This window comes from Rhodohalobacter halophilus (assembly GCF_001715195.1).
GTDB classification, from domain to species: domain Bacteria; phylum Bacteroidota; class Rhodothermia; order Balneolales; family Balneolaceae; genus Rhodohalobacter; species Rhodohalobacter halophilus.
In genome coordinates this window covers 1-15,464 of record NZ_MDWE01000002.1, presented here as the reverse complement: position 1 = coordinate 15,464, position 15,464 = coordinate 1, and the positions used below count along the sequence as shown (strand labels likewise).

Here is a 15,464-nt window from a genome sequence, read left to right as displayed (position 1 = left end):
CTCCGGGGCAAAACAAAGGATGAAAACCGGTACGGCCTCCAAAAGGTGGTGGGAAAAAATAAAAAGCATTTGAAATGTTTTTTGGTACCTATTTCGTAAAAATAAAACTCCCTAATTATGTATATCTGTTACTTTGATGAATCCGGTGATGACGGTTACCCTCAGTATTCATCTCAACTATTTGTGTTGAGCAGTATATACATGCATCAGAGCTCTTGGAAAGAGAACTATGAAAAGATCCGCGCATTCCGAAAGCAACTTAAGATAGATTATGAATTCCCGGTCAAAATGGAATTTCATACCATGCACTTTCTGTCTGATAAAGATCCGTATCACGGTAAATATTCACCGGTAGTGCGAAAAGAAATCACTTTTCTTTTCTGTGAATTGATAGCAGCATTAAAAATTAAATGCATCAATGTTGTAATCGATAAAGGGAGAATTCAACGAGCTGATTATGATGTGTTGGAGAATGCCCTTACTTATAATATCCAGCGTATAGAAAACGACATGAACTACTCACAATTATCAGACAAAGATTTTCTTATTCTTTCAGATGAAGGCCGGGTTGCTTCTATGCGAAGAGTAACGCGAAAGATTCAGCGAATAAATTTCATTCCCTCAAAACACCATCATGGCAGCTATAGAAAAGAAATTGAGCATTTGATAGAAGACCCTCTTCCTAAACCCTCTGAAGAATCTTATTTCATTCAGATGGCAGATCTGTTAGCCTCTACTACGATGCTATATGCCAGAAGGAATTTAACAAACCCCAGAATCTCATGGGCAAACAGGTTATTGAATGTACTTGACTATGGAGATGAATTAGAAATGCTGAACATAATGAAGCCGAGTTTGAATACAAAAGCAAGTGGAAGAGATGATTATGGAGTTGTTTACTACCCCATATAAAATAAAACACCACCTACGGCCCATTCGGACTTTCAGTGGTTCATTACTAATGTAATACATATACAATATATATGCAATTAATACGAATACCCGAAGCGAGCAAGTAAATGAATACTCCCTCATACATAGAAGACCATTCCAGCCAAATCCCGGCACTGATGATGCTGAGCAAGTTGGGGTATGAATACTTGTCGCCTGGGGAAGTGGAAGAGCTGAGAGACAGCCATTCCGATGTATTGTTAAAACCGGTATTGGAAGAGCAGCTTCGAAAAATCAACAACATTGATTTTCACGGTAAAACATACCCTTTTTCCAATCACAACATTTCAGCAGCCGTGGATAAAGTAAGTGATCTGCCTCTTGTAAGCGGACTCATCAAAACCAATGAGAAGCTATATCACTTGCTTACGCTCGGGAGTAGTTTTGAAGAAACCATAGATGGTGACCGCAAAAGCTTCAGCCTGCACTACATTGACTGGGAAAACCCGGAGAACAATGTATTTCATGTGGCCGAAGAGTTCAGCGTTCAGCGTACCGGCAGTTATAAAGAGTACCGCCCGGATATTGTGCTGTTTGTAAATGGTATTCCGCTGGTCATTATTGAATGTAAACGCCCTGATTTAAAGATGAGGGAAAAAGACCAAAAGCCGGTTGATCAGGCTATTTCACAGCACCTCAGAAATCAAAAGAACGATGGAATTCCGGGTTTATATGTCTATTCACAATTACTCCTTGGGCTTGCTGTAAACAGCAATAAATACGCGACCACCGGAACACCGAATAAATTCTGGAGCACATGGAAAGAGAAGTTCGAAACACAAGATGAAGAACAACTCTATGAGCGTAATCTTGAAGAATTAAAAAATGAACCACTATACCCGGACCTGTTTGAGGATATTTTCTCTGATCGGTTTCGTTATGTAAAATCACATTTTGAGGCTTTGCAAAAGGGAGATCAAAAAGTCACAGGTCAGGACAAGATTCTTTACGGTTTATGTCGCCCAGCTCGTCTCTTGCGCTTTATCAAACGCTATACCTTATATGATGCAGGTGAGAAGAAGGTAGCTCGCTATCAGCAATTTTATGCCGTAGAAAAGACGCTGAAACGCATTCAGTCACTCGAACAGGGAAAACGACAAGGGGGTGTGATTTGGCATACCCAGGGTTCCGGAAAATCCCTGACCATGGTGATGCTTGCAAAAGGTATTGCGCTGGATAAAGGAATTCCCGATGCCCGTATCGTTTTAGTCACTGATCGTGTGGACTTGGATGATCAAATCTATGAAACGTTTGATGACTGTGATTTGGAACCGGTTCAGGCATCTACCGGTAAACATTTGATTGAGTTGCTCAGGCAGAAGAAGAGGGCCGTCATTACAACGGTTATCAATAAGTTTGAAGCTGTGGTTAAAAAGAGCAAGGTGAAAGAGGAGTCACCGAATATATTTGTGTTGGTGGATGAAGGCCACCGCACGCAGTACGGAACGGCCAATGTCCGAATGCAGCAAACCTTTCCCAATGCCTGCTTCATTGCTTTTACGGGAACTCCATTGATGAAGCAGGAAAAACATACCGCACGAAAGTTCGGCGGCATTATTGATACCTACACCATTAAAGAAGCCGTCAGCGATAAGGCGGTTGTTCCACTGTTATATGAAGGACGGCATATTCCGCAGGATGTCAATAAAAAACCCATCGACACCTATTTTGAACGAATTTCGGAGCGTCTAAACGATAAAGAAAGAGCTGATCTTAAAAAGAAATTCAGCCGGGCCGATCAGCTAAATGAAGCTGAACAAAAGCTGATGACCATTTGCTACGATATCAGTGATCACTTTTCAAAAACGTGGCAAGGTTCCGGTTTCAAAGGTCAGCTAACCGTTCATTCCAAAACAGCCGCAATCAGGTGTAAACAGTTCCTGGATGAATTTGGAAAGGTAAGTTCCGAGGTTATCATATCCGGACCGGATACTCGTGAAGGGCACGAAGACTTGGACGAGGAAAATATCGATATCGTCCAGAAATTCTGGAAGAGAATGATGGAGCGGTTCGGCACCGAAAAAGAGTACAACAAACAACTGATCTACCAGTTCAAAAGTGATGAAGATCCGGAGATCATGATCGTGGTGGATAAATTGATTACCGGATTTGACGCTCCCCGAAATACGGTTTTATACATTGCAAGGAGCCTGAAAGAACATAAACTGCTTCAGGCCATCGCTCGTGTCAATCGCTTGTTTGAAGGGAAGGATTTTGGATACATAATCGATTACTATGGCATTCTTGGTGAGCTGGATGAAGCTTTGACAACATACAGTGAACTGCAAGAGTTTGAGGAGGAAGAGTTAGAGGGCACCTTAGCCGATATTCAGCAGGAAATAGAGAAACTCCCTGAGCGTCATGCTCACGTGTGGGATATATTTAATGGAATAGATCGGAGTTTTGATGCTCAATATTATGAGCAGCATTTGGAAGATGAAGATATTCGGGATGAGTTTTACGAGAGGCTCTCTCTCTTTGCCAGAACATTGAAAATGGCTCTTTCTACTTTTGATTTTATTCAAAATACAGATCCCAAAAAGGTTAACCAGTACAAGAATGACGCAAAGTTTTTTATGAGTTTGCGCTCATCCGTGAAAGCCAGGTATTCTGATTCAATCGATTATGGTCAATACGAAAAACAGGTGCAGAAGTTGATAGATACGCATGTGACCTCAAGTGAAGTCGTGAAATTGACGGAACAGGTTAACATTTTTGATGAAGAGAAGTTTGAGCAGGAATTAGCGAAGGTTGAAAGCGATGCGGCTCGGGCTGACCGGATAGCGACTCGCACTAAAAAATCTATCAACCTGGTAATGGATGAAGATCCTGCTCTCTATAAGAAGTTTTCTGAAATGCTGGAGCAAACGATAAGCGACTGGAAGGCTCGACGATTATCGGATGCTGAGTATCTAAACCGGGTGCGAGATATAATGGAGAAGGTCCGCTCCCGGTCATCTGATGACATTCCCGAAGAGTTGCAAGGAAAGAAAACTGCCCAGGCCATATACGGAGTTGTAAATGAGATCATGAATGGTGGTAAAGTAAAGTCGGATGGTATTCCCTATGGCTCAGATTCCTCAAAAACTGAGCTGAGTGATATGGGCATCAAGATTGATGAAATCATTCAAAACCATTTGGTCGTAGACTGGCAGTTTAAAACAGATATTAAAAATGCGATGCGTCAGGATATCGATGATTATCTTTATTCACTAAGAGACAAGGGTGTGAATTTAACATTGGAAGAGATGGATGATATCATTGAAAAATCTATTGAATTGGCTATCAGGAATTACACATGAACACAATTAGCTACGGAAAAAAGGAGATCGGATATGAATTACAATTTTCAGACCGAAAAACACTGGGAATAGCGGTCTATCCAGACATGAATGTTGTAGTTACTGCTCCGGAAAATGTCAGTAAAGAGAAAATCCAGGAAAAGGTGAAATCCAAAGCCCGCTGGATTTTGAAACAGCTTCGGACATTTGAGAAGTATCAACCGCTATCCAAACCCAAAGATTATGTATCCGGGGAAACCCATCTGTATTTGGGTCGACAGTATGTTTTAAAAGTTGAGAAAGCTGTTGATAACCAAGTCAAATTGAAGGGAAAATATCTGAGGGTAAAAACCAGGAACAAGAAAAATGCCGAAGAATTGTTATATGACTGGTACCGGTTCAAGGCTCAGATACACTTCAATAGTATTTTGGAAGATCTGCTGCCTGAATTTGAAAAACATGATCTGAAAATTAAAGAGCTCAATATTCGCAAGATGAATACACGCTGGGGCAGCTGTACACCCGGAGGTGTTATCACCTTAAACTTACACTTAATCAAGGCTCCAAAACGGTGTATTGAATATGTGATTTTACACGAACTATGCCACCTTATACACCATAAACACGATGCCGCTTTCTACCGTCTCTTGAATTCTAAAATGCCACACTGGAAGCGGTGGAAGGAGAAGTTGGAGATAACATTGGCTTAATGATCAATCTTTGCCATCAAACTTTTCTAAATATATACTGACGGGGTATTAGTTCTTACAGAATAGACATGAAGGGGCTTTACCCTGGACGTCCTACAACATCGGTCTCTACGGAAGTGGTAATTTGGAGATCACGATTCGGAATGAAGAGGATTTGGGGATAAGTCATCAATTTAAAATAAGAAGAAATAGTTATGGAAATTCAGCCAGAGAAACAGAATATAGATAGGTTATTTTCTAATGAAAGTTATAAAATCGATTTTTATCAAAGAGAGTATAAGTGGGGAAAACAGCAGATAGAAACCATGGTCAATGATTTCTTTCATAATTTTGAACCAGATTTTAGTAAAAATGAATCTATTGAGCCCACGAGATCAAATATAATCGAAAACTATTCTTGGTATTATTTAAATACATATATCACAAATAGAGAAAATGAAGTTTACCTGGTGGATGGTCAGCAACGGTTAACAACACTAACAATATTTTTAATGGTGTTGTATAAAAAAGCAGCGAAGGATATTGAAAACAAAGAACTATTGGGCTGGCTAGAAAGAAAAATAGTTACATACACTTCAGATGGTAAGACATTTTTTATTGGAGATGAAGACAGAAAGAGAGTAGTATCATTTATTTTTGAAAATGACATTGAAGAAATAAAAGAATTCAAACCAAAGAATGTTACCGAAAAAAATATACAACAGAACTACCTTTTCCTTGCAAAAGAGCTAAATGAAAGGCTAGATAGCAAAAATAAACTTTTGCATTTCATTTATTATGCCCTTCTAAGAATTGTAATTATAAACCTTGAAGTAGGACAAACAGATGTTCCAATGGTATTCGAGGTAATAAATGATAGAGGAATTGGATTACAACCTTATGAAATTTTAAAGGGTAAACTTCTTAGTCAAATTCCTAAAGTTGATTTAAGACCTTATGAAAAAATATGGGATAGTAAAATTAACCCTTTAGCAGATACTGCTGACGAATTCTTTCGAACATATTTAAAGGCTCGATTTGCAGGTACTCGCGCAGAAGGGCGAAAGTTTGACGGAGATTATCAACGCGTAATCTATTCTCCACCACACATTGAAGAGCTTCAGATAAATGAAATAAGTGGAGTAAAAAAATTCCTTGAGTCTGATTTAAACTATTATGTTGATTTATTTAAAAAAGTAAAAAAACTTTCTAAGAACTATGATGAAGAATTTGAATATGTTCGATTTAATAGTTTAACTGAAATGGATTCTCAGGAGGTTCTAATACTTTCTTCTTGTACAGTCAAAGATGAGGAAGAGAAAGAGAAGATTAAGCTTGTTTCTTACTTAGTAGATCGTGCCTATGTTCTACTTCATTTAAATAAGGCGTATGATAGTAATAGATTTTATTCGATGGTCTATAAAATTTCAGAAGAAATTAGAGGCCAGAGCGCTGATAAATTCAATGTGATATTTAATAAAAACATTTTGGATGAAATCAATGAAAGACGAAGTGCACCTACAACAAATTTGTTGGAGGATAGAGTATTTAGGGGGCTTACAAGACAGGATTTCAATAAACGGTTTTTAAGGTATTATTTAGCTCGAATTGAAAAGTATCTTGCAGATGGAATAGGTAAAAATATGCAAGATGAATTGTACAACTTAGTCCGTAATACAGGTAAAAAAAACGGATATCATATTGAACATATCATCAGTGATAATTACGATAATCGACAACTTTTTGAAAGCGAAGAAGAGTTTGAAATGGAAAGAAATAAATTAGGTGCGCTGTTATTGTTAAGAGGCAGGGATAATCAATCATCAAATAATGAGCCATTCACCAAGAAGAAAATAACCTATTCAGGCACTTTATATTGGAATCAATCCCTTTTACAGGAGTTCTACAAATCTAAATTGGATAATAGAGATTTTATAAATGAATATGGTTACGACATGAAACCTTACAATGATTTTGATAAAATTGCAGTTACTGAGCGAACTCAGTTATTATATGAAATGACAAAGAACATTTGGAATGTAGATTAAATGTTTTAATAACTCTCAGGGGTTTAATCAATAATTTTAACGGTTTTTAGTACTTACACAGGCAGTGTGTTTGTTTTTGTTTAACAATTAAAGATGTCCATCAATTTTAAATGTCTAAAGAATAAGATTTACAGGGTCAGCTTCTATTTCACCTAGCTCCCACAGTTTGACTGGATTGATTACTTCAAGTAATCCTGGCTTATCACTACCAGCATTGGTGATAACTAATATGCGATACTTTTCGCCGTTTTCCTCCTCATGTAATCTTTTAGCCCAGTTCCATTGAGATTTTGATATTTTGAATAACGATGGGTGGTCGTCCATCTTAGTTTTTACTTCGTAATACGCTATTTCTATTTTGTTTTTCTTTACGACAAAATCATATCCGACACCACGGGTCGACACTCGATTTAAATTTATGACTTCAAAATCTGAAGATTTGTACTCTCTTTTCAGATAATTATAGGCAACAGCTTCACCCCAAACTCCTATTTCTTTATTTTGGTCGGAGTTTACGTTGTTTGGTTGATCTTCCGGATATTGTATGTTCTCAGAGACTGAATTATTTTTGTTTATATGTGCTTGGTCTTGATATGATCGATCTTTAGTTTTGCGTTTTTTAAATGGGTTATTATCAATCTGGGGTTCTGCTTCATCTGGTTCAACTTGAGCAATCCATTTTTTAGTATGAGCGGAATTATTCTGATTTTCTTGAACTTTTATTTTTTGAAGTAATTCAAAATCTTCTTTAGAAACTACTTTTTTACCTGTCTTTTTTTCAAATTCGGAAACTTCATCAAGCTTAAAGCCTAAAGCTTTAATTAAACGATCAATGTTTTCATGATGCTTGGTGTAATCCATTGAAATATCATCAATAACAATTTCAGAGTAATCCCTTTGGATCTTTTTTCTCTTTGAATCATATAACCAAAAGATATCTCTAAGTTTTTTTAGTGCCAGAGAATCTTCTAGTTCACCTTTCTCGTAGGATTTGTTTTTATTCGTTTTAAATTCAGTATGACCATGTAATCTTTTAACATTTTCGAGGCAAATATTCCATAAAATCAATGATCGGGCATAATTCATATTTTCAATAGCATACTCTAAGCCTTCAATATCAAAATTTGGATTGAAACCAGTAACACCACGCTTGTAATGACCGGTCCACTCTTTTCGGTATTGAGTATCGTTATTCAATTTGATAGCACTCATTATGCCAAGTCTTTCTAAAAAATCAAGATGTTGATTGTCGAAGAAATTTTGGTCAATGAAATAATATTCATCAATGTTGTTTCCTGAATACCATAGTTGTATCTCTTTTTTAATGATGTATACTTGGCTGGCTTTCTTCAAGCTAAATTTATTCTCTCGATTGTAGCATCCTATAAAATCCAGTCCTTTTACCAAATCTGTGATTCTATTTTTATTATAGTCATCCTCCCCCAGCCAGATCTGATAAACTTTATTAAAATTATTTTGATATTCTTTTTTACTAGGTAGAGAATCTATTGCCCAATATTTAGGTACTATAAATTCCTTAATTTCTGAGATTTTGTCGGGCTCTGTAATTCCGAGTGATTGGAAAAATTCTAAAGCACCGGGATCTTTAACCAGTGATTTTTTTATTGTTTTAAACTCCGATTTCTGGTTTCCAGGTAAATAGACTTGAATGTCGCCCGACTCATTTGTGGGATTTACAAACTCACCTGTAGTCAGTTTTATAATTGGTTTACTTCTTAATACGCCTACACTATAGGATTTAACTTGGTATAATCGAGTCTTAGTTGATACCGCCTTGTAAAATTCTTTTAACCAACTATCATCTTTATTTTTTAAAAAATCATAAGTTAAATTTTCGCAAAAATTATCTATTGATATTTCAGGGCAATCAACATAATCCCGAATTGACTCTTTTAATTGTTGGTATTTTTTAGAATTAATTTCAGTATTAAGCCACGCTTTTCTCTGGTATAGACTGACTGTATCTTTTCTTGTTAATAATTGTGGTAATTCTTTTTCAGTAGCTATTAATGATTCCAGCCCACTTGCGTAGGTCCCGTTTGAAGTAGGAAGGAGAGGCTGCTCTTTGATTAATGCAATTATTTCATTTCTGATGGAATTGTATAAAGAATGATCGAAATTACTTCTTAGCGGTAACAGATTTAAAAAATCGAGGTCAATAAATCCCCTCTCTTTTAGTGCTATGATACTCTGAGCAACTAGTTTACTTAGCTCGTGGGTTAATATTTTATTTTCTTCATCATTAAAATTAATGGTTTCCCTATTTGGCGTTGTCTTATAGGGTGCATGTATCAGAAATTTTAATCCCGTGTTTACTGACGTTGGAAAAAACACAAATAGTTTTGATTCATGAAAAGCTGTAATCCTTTTTGGTGCATCATCTCCTTCATCATTATTTAAACTGAATGCTACAACTAAATTTAGGTTATCGGCACTTCCAATTTGAATTGTGTTTGAGAAGACTAAATAATCATCTATAAATAGATCATGCTTTACTTTCTTAATCAAACGTTTGGTGAAATCGTCCTCAGCTTCCAGATAATAGCTTCCAAAACTTGATTTAGTCTCCCAGTTAATTGTAGAAATCTTCTTCAAGAATAATAGGCATTCTGCTTCAAGGTTAAGTAATGTGTCCTTGATGAAGCTGTAAATATTTTCCTTATCAGAACCTTCTTTATTGAATGGTAATATAATTTTCGTGCTACTATTCTCAGTTATGTCATCAATCTGATAAGGGACAATGAAGTTCTTAATTTCAAAATGAAAATTTCCGGAATGAATGATTGGACTCTCTGTAACTGCGAAAACTGATTTAAAACCAGCGCCAAACTTACCGATTTTGTTGATTTCGTTTAACTTGGTAGAGTGTCCAACTGAGGTAATGGATTCAACGTCTTTGTAATTGAATAATTCAGTTCCATTATGTGTTAATTCCAGACTGTTTGTATTAAGTTTGAATGCTAACTCTGATGCATTTGCATCATCAGCGTTCTGAATCAATTCATATATAAAATGGGAAGGATCAGAATACATCCCCGCAATCAATTCATGTGAACTATCATTATTATCAATACACGATTGGAGATGTTTCTGGCGTTTTTCTGTTAGTTCTTTAAGCTTCATTTTGAATATAGAAATTGTGATCAGCCGTTTAAACTTATTGAACAGGCCTAGTTAATGTAATACGCACAATATTGTATAAATGAAATGGCTCTGCAAATAGTGCTTCAATTTTAGTTTGTAGCTGGACTTATTATCCATCTTTCACTATCTCTTTAATCAATCTATTAACAGGGCTCAATCTGTCCGCATGTTCAGTTGCCCATGCCTTCCACTCTTTATGGCGGCTTTTCTGTATGTCATTTAATGTGTGTTTCCTGATTTCACGATCTACAGCATCAATAAATCGATAAATATCATTTGAAACGCTGAATGTTTTACTATCATTTTCAAGAGATGTACGCCTGTTTAATTCTTCCTGAAATTTCCGCTCTCTATTCTCTTTAATCAGTCGTTTTTTCTCTTCGATCTCTGCTAAATTTTTTCTCTTAAGTTCTGCCTCTTTTTGGAAGTTTTCATGCTCAATCCTTTTGTCTTTTTCCTTTTCAGCTAAATCGAAAACCGAAATGAAAAATTTATCCAGCTTGTCTTCAATCCTTGCAGTTTTTCCATCTGCTATTGCTCTTGTTCTGGACCAATACATGCTGTCACTCAGACCGAGAACCAATTCCCCGGTATTTATATGATCATATGAGTCCCAGCTATACTTGCTATTCTCTTTTTTAACTCTTTTTCCTTTTTCATGCAGGTGAAAATAAACTTCCTCTTTATCTATTTTCACATATGATTTTGAAAGCTCATTGTAAGAGGTTGTATGCACTTTATATCCTTGTCTCTCAAACTCCTTCACAACTGCATCTAAAATTCTCAACGCTCTTTTTAAATGTTTTTGAGTAACTGATACATCCAGGATCTTTGTGCCATGTGATCGCAGGCGGTCATTTCGGCCTTTTCCTCTACTGTTTAAATAATCGTAGGTTCTTTCAACTAATGGATGAAGAGATCTTAACTGGTTAGTAACAGTAATGGGTTTGTATCCTTCCGGAAGTTTTTCATGAAGTTTTATTTGCTTATCACTCCCTGGAATTATGCTATAGGCCTCTTTCTCAAAATTTGGAAGAGGTTTTATATTGACTGACTTCCCCATTCTTACTTTGGTCCAGTATCCGGCATCAGGAGTAGGTATGTTTAACTCTTTACAGACCTTTTTAAACTGTGCGAAGGATATTCCATATAATTCTGACAGTTTACTTACTGGTGTTTCCCATACTTCTTTATAAAGTTGTTCTCTGTTGAAAGTGATTGGTTTCATAATATTGTCTTTAATTTATGATTTTCAACATTCCCTATTACTGCGTAATAGGAATGTTACAGATATTATCTTTTCGAACTTGATGTTCATAGTATCCTTATGCAGTAAAACAATTATTTCTAAATTGAAATGATAATTGTTATTTTGGTTCAAATACAAGGTCATTAATACTTATTGACCTTGAAAAAGAACCATCCCGATGAGCAAACAGATTGTACAATTTATGAAAGAACATAGTGGGTACGCCACTATGAATGAATTTAAAAAAGCAGGAATTCATACCCGCAAAGTTCGCGAAGCCGTAGAAAAAGCGATTATCATAAAAATCAAGCCCGGACTTTATAAGCTTCGGGACTTTCAAAGAGATGAATATGAAGGATTTATTGATGTTCATACTGCCAATGATAGTGCAATCATATGCCTTGGATCGGCACTTGCCTATCATGAGCTAACCACATTTAACCCGTCTAAAATTGATGTGGCTGTTCCAAATAACACGGATAAGTTTGAACTGAACTATCCCCCAATTAATGTCTATTACTATCGGGAAAACATGTATAAGGCAGGTGTTGATGTGGTGGAAAGGGGTTACGGAAGTTTTAAGGTATACAACAAACCTAAAACCGTTTGCGATATGTTCCGCTACAGAAATAAACTCGGTGAAGACCTGGCTCTTGAAGGACTGCAAAACTATCTGAATCGATCAGATTCAAACCTCAATGAACTTAGTAAATATATGAAAATCTGTAGGGTGAAGACGGTGATGGAACCCTACGTAAAAGCGATGATAGCCGGATGACAAAGAATATTGATCAATCTGTAAAAGATCGTCTGAAAAATTTGGCGAGATCATCAGGCAGGGATTATAACTTTGTTTGTATTCAATATATGCATGAACGATTTCTTGCCAGATTGGAGCAATCTGATTATAAGAAGCGATTTATTTTGAAAGGTGCACTACTGCTTCTTGCATATGATATATCGAGAGTGAGGCCAACAAAAGACATTGATTTTCTGGGAAACCATCTCTCCAATCAAGTCGATGAGATTGAAACAGCGATCAGGCAAATTACTGAAATTGATTTAGAGGATGGGGTTCAATTTCATGGAGACAAGATTGAAATTGATGAAATCACCAAGGATGCTGACTATGCCGGTCTGCGTGTTCGGCTCTCCGCTTTAGTTGGAGGAGATCATCAAAGGCTTCAAATTGATATTGGCTTTGGTGATGTGATTGTTCACGGTCCGGTGGAGATGAGTTATCCTGCCATGCTGGACTTCGAACCACCCAAAGTGAATGCATATTCACTTGAGTCAGCAATTGCAGAAAAACTACAGGCGATCGTAAGCCTTGGGATTTTTGGTAGCCGTATGAAAGACTTTTATGATATTTGGTTTCTTACTAAAACCAGGAAATTTGACAAGCAGCGTTTGACGGAAGCTATTGAAACGACATTCAAAAAGAGAAATACAGAGATAGGTGATATCAAACTGATTTTTGAGAAAGAGTTTGTTCAGGATTCAAATAAATCCAAACAGTGGGCAGCCTTTCTAAAACGAATATCAATCGAAGAACGAGTCAGCTTCGAGTCTGTCATGGAAGATTTGAAAGCCTATTTCTCGAAGGAATTGAACCTGATAAAATTCGACTAAAATGGCACCGTTCACGAGTGGATAATAATGCATACAGATTCCGATAAGTGTATGCACTTTTATCCATATTCACTCAGATCAATATTTGAAAGTTCACTCTCAAAAATCACCTTACCCAAAAATATTTTAATGAAATAAATTCACAGTTTTCAAGACCGGTGGTACATATGGTGGTACATGAAATCTTCAAAAACGCCGATTTTGGCATCGTTAAGGCTATTTTCTCTGACTACGAATCAGGCGGTTAGAGGTTCGAATCCTCTCGGGTGTACTTTTAATAAGCCTTTGCGGTTCAGTGTTATACATATCTGTAAAGGATTATTTTTTTGCACTTCTTTTTTTTCGTTTTTAAGATTTGGGTAACGGAATTGTGAAAGGCACATCTATTTTTAATTACTTTACCCTTGATTTTTGAGAGTTACACAGTAAATCTCAGTCATTGTTTTGGTTTTTTTAACTGAATAATGTTTTTAGAGATGACAGGTCGGTTTTTCTCGATTTTTTTAACCTGACAAATTATATATTAATATATACTGAGGTTAGATCTTAAAATTTTATGGAATACGTACTTACTTTATTCTCTGGTTTAATAATTGGTTATTTAGCAAGTGCTTGGAGTATTAAGCACCAAGCAATTTTAGAGTTCCAAAAAATTTATTGGTCTCGAAATGCTAAATCACTTTTGGATCTCTCTGATAAAGTTTCAAAACTTTCAGTTGTAATACCTTTAGAATTAGAAAAGATAGGTGCAGGTGATTTCCTTAAATCAGACGATTTAGGTGTTCTTGGTTTGCATTCTAATTATCTAAAATATGAAAGACTTAGTTCCAGCTTGAAGCAATTTGAAGACCATTTGGCAAATGTATATATCTTAGGAGGTTCAGAAGATCCTGACGATAATGAAATTATTCAAAATGCAAAAACTGAGATGCCGTCTTTAAATAAAGAGATCCAGAAAGAAATAGATGAAATACTTTTTTCCACTATGAATAAAAGAATTTCAGTAACCCAAAAAATAAAAAAGTTCTTTAAAAATAAGGCTGCGAAATGAGTAGTATTTTGTTAAGCTATCATGATATAAGTATCCGATTTAATTTGAACCTCTGATGGTTGGACATTGATTTTTTTTAAAAAAAAATTACAAAAATAATAAAAGTTAGTATGAATAGAATCAGCCTATTATTGTTGTCAGTTGTGACGATATTTTTCTTGCCAAATAAAACAGTTTCACAATCTGTTGAAGAACTGGCAAATAAAGCTGAAATAGAAATTAGTAGTGGCAGTTATACAGAAGCTCTGGAAACTATAAATGTATTAACAGAAAGAAGTCTAAGTGAAGATCAGGAGATTCTCTTCATCTATTGGAGAGGTTTAGTAAACTCTGAATTAAAAAATAATGTAGAAGCGGTTAGAGATTTAAGTTTTGTTATTAATCGCCACCCAGAATTTTCACCTGGATATGCTCTTAGAGCAAATGCAAAAGCTGAAATGAATGATTATATAGGTGCAGTAGATGATTTGAAAACAGCAAATAAGTTTGAAGAAAGTGCAATCAATTATTTTAATAAAGCCAGATTCATGGGTCTATCAGGTCAATTTCCATTAATTGAAATTGCTGAAAATTTTATAAGATCAACTGAATTAGATCCAACCTTTGGAGGAGCACATTTACAGGCAGGGCAGGCATTGTTTTTAGTTTATGATGTCGAAAGTCTTAATGCAAGCCTAAATAATAAAGACGAATACTCATCTCAACTTTCGGCTTTAAAAAGAAAGGCATGTTTACATCTTAGCAAAGCTGGTGAACTGGGTATTGAGAGTGCTTATGAAATGATAGAAGAGAAATGTAATATGAATTGGTAAAGTGAATTGTCTTATTGCTAATATAATTTAGATTGAAGCTTTTTCTAGACAATCAGATGCGGAAATCGGGGTTTCATTATTTATTTTTAGTGCCTGTCTTATCTCTTCAAGCGTTGGTCTGGCTTCTAGTTTTACTCACTCTGTATTTTACTTATCCTGAGTCAATCTTTCATTGAGAAGGTCATCAATCAGGTCCTCTTTTTTTAAAGCCTCGTAATTCAAAACATTATAGAATTGTAGGGCTTTTTATTTTTGAGAATTAATTCAAATGGGACATAATTGGGTCAAAAGCTCACTTGATACAGATCTTGAATAAATCCCATAGCTGTAGTTAATTTTAAACAAAAAAAGGAATTCACAAAGCACTAATTATGCCTTCATGAATTCCTTGAGATAAGATCATAATCTTGATAGCAGATGTAATAGTCAGAGCTTATTGAGGACGCCTGACCCTCTTTCTGCTGTTGCTGCTTTTCTTTCGTTTGCCGTTTCCACTTCCATTGCTTTTGCCACGATTTTTCTGTGACTTCCGCTCTTGCTGTTTTGCCGGCTGCGGAGGATTGTTATCCTGCAGCGGGAAATCGTG

Annotated in this window: 10 protein-coding genes and 1 tRNA gene; 9 read left to right on the top strand and 2 right to left on the bottom strand. The window is 36.0% G+C overall.

Annotated elements, in window-relative coordinates; translation table 11 throughout:
• Nucleotides 1-117: 117 nt before the first annotated feature.
• From BG260_RS00760 to BG260_RS00745, 4 genes are all read left to right on the top strand, one after another.
• Entirely contained in the window at nucleotides 118-912 is a 795-nt protein-coding gene (locus tag BG260_RS00760) for a DUF3800 domain-containing protein (RefSeq protein WP_069130040.1), read from the top strand.
• 107 nt (nucleotides 913-1,019) lie between these two features.
• Nucleotides 1,020-4,253, top strand: coding sequence for a type I restriction endonuclease subunit R (locus BG260_RS00755; RefSeq protein WP_069130039.1), 3,234 nt, complete (start codon nucleotides 1,020-1,022; stop codon nucleotides 4,251-4,253).
• Nucleotides 4,250-4,942, top strand: a complete 693-nt coding sequence (locus BG260_RS00750; protein ID WP_069130038.1) for a M48 family metallopeptidase — start codon at nucleotides 4,250-4,252, stop codon at nucleotides 4,940-4,942. Before BG260_RS00755 ends, BG260_RS00750 begins: the two co-directional genes overlap by 4 nt.
• 194 nt (nucleotides 4,943-5,136) lie before the next feature.
• Nucleotides 5,137-6,969 (top strand): DUF262 domain-containing protein, encoded by a 1,833-nt coding sequence (locus tag BG260_RS00745; protein ID WP_069130037.1) that lies wholly within the window; start codon nucleotides 5,137-5,139, stop codon nucleotides 6,967-6,969.
• A gap of 114 nt (nucleotides 6,970-7,083) precedes the next feature.
• Here BG260_RS00745 and BG260_RS00740 read toward each other — a convergent pair whose 3' ends face one another.
• Together BG260_RS00740 and BG260_RS00735 are read right to left on the bottom strand one after the other, a co-directional pair.
• Nucleotides 7,084-10,113, bottom strand: a complete 3,030-nt coding sequence (locus BG260_RS00740; RefSeq protein ID WP_069130036.1) for a sacsin N-terminal ATP-binding-like domain-containing protein — start codon at nucleotides 10,111-10,113, stop codon at nucleotides 7,084-7,086.
• Nucleotides 10,114-10,243: 130 nt separating this feature from the next.
• Complete coding sequence (locus tag BG260_RS00735; RefSeq protein ID WP_069130035.1) at nucleotides 10,244-11,362, bottom strand: hypothetical protein; 1,119 nt, start codon at nucleotides 11,360-11,362, stop codon at nucleotides 10,244-10,246.
• 223 nt (nucleotides 11,363-11,585) lie between these two features.
• On the opposite strand from BG260_RS00735, the gene BG260_RS00730 reads away from it, so the two are divergent.
• The 5 genes from BG260_RS00730 (at nucleotide 11,586) to BG260_RS00715 (ending at nucleotide 14,878) form a co-directional block, all read left to right on the top strand.
• Nucleotides 11,586-12,161, top strand: a complete 576-nt coding sequence (locus BG260_RS00730; RefSeq protein ID WP_176719397.1) for a type IV toxin-antitoxin system AbiEi family antitoxin domain-containing protein — start codon at nucleotides 11,586-11,588, stop codon at nucleotides 12,159-12,161.
• The gene (locus BG260_RS00725) at nucleotides 12,158-13,015 is read left to right on the top strand and encodes a nucleotidyl transferase AbiEii/AbiGii toxin family protein (RefSeq protein WP_069130033.1); all 858 of its coding nucleotides are present in this window, start codon (nucleotides 12,158-12,160) and stop codon (nucleotides 13,013-13,015) included. Before BG260_RS00730 ends, BG260_RS00725 begins: the two co-directional genes overlap by 4 nt.
• A 204-nt stretch (nucleotides 13,016-13,219) precedes the next feature.
• Nucleotides 13,220-13,286: transfer RNA gene (locus tag BG260_RS14105), tRNA-Arg, on the top strand.
• A 285-nt stretch (nucleotides 13,287-13,571) separates the two neighbouring features.
• The gene (locus BG260_RS00720; protein ID WP_069130032.1) at nucleotides 13,572-14,066 is read left to right on the top strand and encodes a hypothetical protein; all 495 of its coding nucleotides are present in this window, start codon (nucleotides 13,572-13,574) and stop codon (nucleotides 14,064-14,066) included.
• A 110-nt stretch (nucleotides 14,067-14,176) separates the two neighbouring features.
• Nucleotides 14,177-14,878: a tetratricopeptide repeat protein gene (locus BG260_RS00715; RefSeq protein ID WP_069130031.1), complete on the top strand. Its 702-nt coding sequence runs from the start codon at nucleotides 14,177-14,179 to the stop codon at nucleotides 14,876-14,878.
• Nucleotides 14,879-15,464 lie beyond the last annotated feature (586 nt).